At 34.7% G+C, this 3,884-nt stretch carries 3 protein-coding genes and 1 pseudogene; 1 reads left to right on the top strand and 3 read right to left on the bottom strand.

The annotated features are described in order from the left end of the window. The first annotated feature begins 262 nt into the window (after window positions 1–262). Entirely contained in the window at window positions 263–862 is a 600-nt protein-coding gene (locus tag D5R40_RS30905; RefSeq protein WP_124146824.1) for a nitroreductase family protein, read from the top strand. Between the two features lie 194 nt (window positions 863–1,056). Here the strand turns inward: D5R40_RS30905 and D5R40_RS30900 are convergent, their stop codons facing one another. The 3 genes and pseudogenes from D5R40_RS30900 to D5R40_RS38405 all read right to left on the bottom strand — a co-directional run. Next, window positions 1,057–1,341 carry an alpha/beta fold hydrolase gene (locus D5R40_RS30900; protein WP_124155718.1) on the bottom strand — a complete coding sequence of 95 codons (285 nt, stop codon included), beginning with the start codon at window positions 1,339–1,341 and terminating at the stop codon, window positions 1,057–1,059. Window positions 1,342–1,599: 258 nt separating this feature from the next. Next, entirely contained in the window at window positions 1,600–2,844 is a 1,245-nt protein-coding gene (locus D5R40_RS30890; protein WP_124146826.1) for a Sll1247 family protein, read from the bottom strand. A gap of 779 nt (window positions 2,845–3,623) precedes the next feature. After that, a pseudogene (locus D5R40_RS38405) lies at window positions 3,624–3,884 on the bottom strand (hypothetical protein); the annotation flags it as partial.

The following is a 3,884-nucleotide window of genomic DNA, read 5'->3' as shown; positions in this document are numbered from 1 at the left end:
GACCCTAATACTAGACCGAAACAGTTAATTTGCTCAGTTATTATTGGTGCGGGGGCTGGTTTATCTAATCATTTGTCACCCCCATTAATTTAACCTGGAACCCGCCCCTACTTTTGTAACATTTTAGGTGGTCATGCCACTACTTTACTTCTGCTCTCTTCCTTCCTCCCTCTAAAATGTAATATTCAACTAAAGATGATATAAGCAGCAACAAATTTTGATATTATTGAGATACCTCAAGTAGTTATTAAAAATTCAAAAAATGGAAAAACCTGCAAAAAATCAATATCCAATTAATGAGTTATTAAAACAACGTTGGAGTTCTTTAGCTTTTGCTGACAAAATGGTTTCCTCAGAAGTATTACTTTCACTTCTAGAAGCAGCAAGATGGTCTCCTTCTTGTTTCAATGAACAACCTTGGAGTTTCATAATTGCTACTAAAGAAAACCCCACTGAATACGACCGTCTTTTTAGTTGTATTGTAGAAGGAAATCAACCTTGGGCAGGTCTTGCTCCTGTATTAATGTTATCCGTTGCGAAACTTTCTTTTGACAGAAATAATCAACCAAATAGACACGCTTTTCACGATGTAGGTTTAGCAGTTGCCAGCTTAACTTTTCAAGCAACAGAAATGGGTTTGAGAGTTCATCAAATGGGAGGTTTTGATGTTGATAAAGCACGGGAATTATATAAAATTTCAGCAGAATATGAACCAGTAGCAGCTATAGCTATTGGTTATCCAGGAGAACCCGATATTTTGCCTGAGTCTTTACGAGAGAGGGAACTTTCTCCCCGCAGTCGTAAACCGATAAATTCTTTTGTATTTACTGGAGAGTGGGGTCAAACTGCTTCATTTATCTAATTTTTAAAGAAGCGAATTGAATATTTGTCATTCCTGTAGGTTGGGTTGACGTAGGAAACCCAATAATAATAACGCCCGTGTTGGTTTTCTTTCCTCAACCCAACCTACTAGCTAATAACTGACTATAGGGTAGGGCGATCACCCTACCCAAAATTATATTTGAGTCGGGTACAATTTTCATAGCTCCCCTGTAATTATCCTCTAAAAAAATCAAGCAACGCCTGAGTTACTTCATCTGGCACTTCCTCCAGCATAAAATGACCGCACTTCAAACCTTGACCTTGCAACAAACCTTCTATCACTATTTCTCGCCAGGTTTCCAAAACATCATAAAGTTTTCCCATGATATCAAATCCGTTTAATTCGGTATAAAAAAATGTTTCATCTTCAACCATTACCAAATATTTCTCGATCTCCCCATCTCCCCACATTCCCCTCCTGGGAGGGGGAGGGGCGAGGGGTGGGTCCCATCTCCCCATCCCCCAATCTAATTACACCGATGCTACCGGATTTGATATGACTCCCTTCTCTCCCCACAATACCAATAACGGACACTGTATTTTCGTGTCAATATCTGCTTCATCATGCTCTAAGTCAATAGAGGCAGCAGCACGGTAGTCTTCATAACAGACATGAAACTGGTACAGATCAATTCCCTTGCTGATCTATGATTTGAAACATCGGCAAATTCCTCAATTCTCGTAATCATTCGTCACTGTGCAACGCCGAATCAATAGTTAAAAACACCATAGATTTATCCCTACTAAGTTAGTGCTAAAAGCAACATTAAGAGTTTCCATGGACTTCACTAACCACCAAACTTTACCAGTGGTAGCTCCTTGATAATGATTAAAAAGAATAGAAAATTTTTGTTCTAAATAAGGTTTAGCTTGGTGACAAAATAGTACAATCTTCAAGAACATACCAATCACTATTGTCGCTCCAAGATTATTAATCAGGTCATAAAAAACAAAATGTTTTGGTTGCTCAAGACTCTCAACAACTAGAAAATCTAACATTTTTTTGCAAGTACCTAAAATTAGAGAATCATTGGGTTTTTGAGTATTATTATCAGACCAAGTATTTTGTAATTTATCATATAATTTGCGATTAAATTGACATTTACTATAACCAGGATCGATTGTATCAGTTAAGTATTCATATAGCCCATCTTTAAAAGTACCATAAGAACAAGTAAAATCACAATAAGTTTGAAACTGTTGAGCTTGGTCTCGTAATGTTTGGCGACCATGAACTTTTTTGGTAAAATACTTAACTACTTCATTTAATTCTTCGTCTTTCATTAAAGTAGGATTTTCAATAGAATTGTTTTTCCTGGGCAACCTTTGATAAGTGATATATTTAGACAAATCTATTTCATATTTTTGCTGTTGTCTTCTTCCAATCATTTTAATTTCTTGTTGCTCTTGATCAGTACTCTCATCATTGAAAAAACAATGTTCATATAGATATGGATATCGATCAATTAATTTTTCTAACTTCCGATCTGCAATTTTTGTATTTTCTTGAGTTTCCCTGATAAACATCTTAGCTAAACGTTGTAAGGCAACATATTTTTCAGTCTCAGTAAAACTGCGAATTAAAGTGCGTAAACGTTTAGAAGTCCAACAAGAGGGCAGGTTATTTGGTTTTACCTGGAATATACTTACTAATTCTGGAATTGATTTTTGCAGTTGTGGGTTTTGTAACCAAAAGTTAATTAATATATAGCAACTTCTATTGAGAATATTATGAAATTCTTCTTCATCAGGATCGGCATGAATAATTGTTTCCATTACCTGCCATATTTCAGGGATAAAATATCCAGAAGCATCAATAAATAGAGCCCTAAAATTACCAATTAACTCTTCGGGGTCTTGTTGACGAGCTAAATCTTGTAAATGCTGATAAAGTCGCTGTTCTTGTTTGGCAGATTTATGATTATTATTAGTTGATAAAGATTTTAAATTATAATTTAACATTCTTGAAAATCCCCTCTGATAATTAATTATAAGCTAATTTAACTTGCCCTTCAATAAAGTATATTTTTGTAAGAATTGATGATTATATCTGTCTTAGTAGAATAGATATTTCAATAAGAATTAAATTGCAATTTTGAACAGATTTGTTAGACCAATATTTTTGAGATTATGATAGTAAATTTAACTCATATAAAAATATGCTCAATGTCCGTATTTACCTAAAAATATGCGTTATGAATTAGGTTAAATCTGAAATACAGATTAAAGTTTGTAATACTCACTCTAGTTTATAACTTTTGCTTATTACAATCTTAGTCCTATCCATAACTAACCTTTATAAGCTAAATTAAGTATAAAAATTAGATTATACTCTAACTATTAATTTTACTCTGGAATTATTTGAATTTATGTAAAGATTTGATGAAGAATCTAAGAGTTCAGTAGATTTTTTGATGATAAGTTTACTGAAACCCTGTAAATGCAGAAGCTTTTAGTTAAGTGTGAATACGGATAATTCGTAATCAAATAATTACAACCAACACCATTTTTAAGAATAAGTAGTCTGGCAAAAGTACTAATATTGGTCGGTACAGAATTTTCATTTTTAGGAAGTAAATTATAGTTATCTAGTGCTCCCTACTGCCTCAAACAAACGAATTTTGTATCTCACTGTTTATGGGAATTGCTATATAGTATTCAGATTGATACTCCCCAGTCTAAAAATGCGGGGATTCTTGGTTCGCTGACGCAACGCTGCGCGAACACTGACTCAACATCACCTAGCAGGATTTCTCCAACTCAGCCAAAAGGCCAATCTCCCGGTAGGTTCCGGTGTGCCCCACCGTACATAGTGCTTTCTTGAGAATATTTTTGGCAGCGTTCACTTTCTTGCTCACTTGACACTGTAGGTGTTTTAAACACTTACTCATGGGTCTATAAGTTTTTGGATTTTTAAACACCTTACCGTTAGAGCAAACGGCTAATATCAAATCCGGTAGCATCGGAGTAATTAAACCTGAATTTTCGGCCACCAATGGTAC

Source organism: Okeania hirsuta (assembly GCF_003838195.1).
Classification (GTDB): Bacteria; Cyanobacteriota; Cyanobacteriia; order Cyanobacteriales; family Microcoleaceae; genus Okeania; species Okeania hirsuta.
The sequence above is the reverse complement of the archived record's forward strand: the minus strand, read 5'-3'. Positions and strand labels throughout refer to the sequence as shown.